General features: G+C 61.6%; 1 protein-coding gene. It reads left to right on the top strand.

What is annotated here, in order from left to right; genetic code table 11:
- Positions 1–92: 92 nt before the first annotated feature.
- Complete coding sequence (locus I8J34_RS24460; RefSeq protein ID WP_214364224.1) at positions 93–242, top strand: hypothetical protein; 150 nt, start codon at positions 93–95, stop codon at positions 240–242.
- The last annotated feature ends 8 nt before the right edge of the window (positions 243–250 follow it).

The raw sequence follows: 250 nt of genomic DNA, 5'->3' as shown, positions 1-250 counted from the left end.
TGGACGCCAATCGGTGCGGTCACGCTCAATCCGGAGCGTGATGCGGCCATTTGCGGCCACGGTCATGCTGAAGACATAAAACGGTTGGTTGCATGAATCAGGCGACAACTATCTTGACTTGCTCCGGCCTCAAGGGGGCGGCGCTCGCACGCACGCCGCTCGACCGTGGCGGCGTACAGCTGACGCTGCGCAAGGTGGTGGCCGGCTGCGGCCTTAAAAAAACATTACCCCTCACAGCCTGAGGCACAGC

The organism is Denitromonas iodatirespirans (assembly GCF_018524365.1).
Lineage (GTDB): Bacteria > Pseudomonadota > Gammaproteobacteria > Burkholderiales > Rhodocyclaceae > Nitrogeniibacter > Nitrogeniibacter iodatirespirans.
The sequence above is the reverse complement of the archived record's forward strand: the minus strand, read 5'-3'. Positions and strand labels throughout refer to the sequence as shown.

Bases quoted from the DNA above. Each gene is read 5' to 3' on its own strand.
- I8J34_RS24460 (WP_214364224.1), top strand. From the start codon at position 93: ATGAATCAGGCGACAACTATCTTGACTTGCTCCGGCCTCAAGGGGGCG.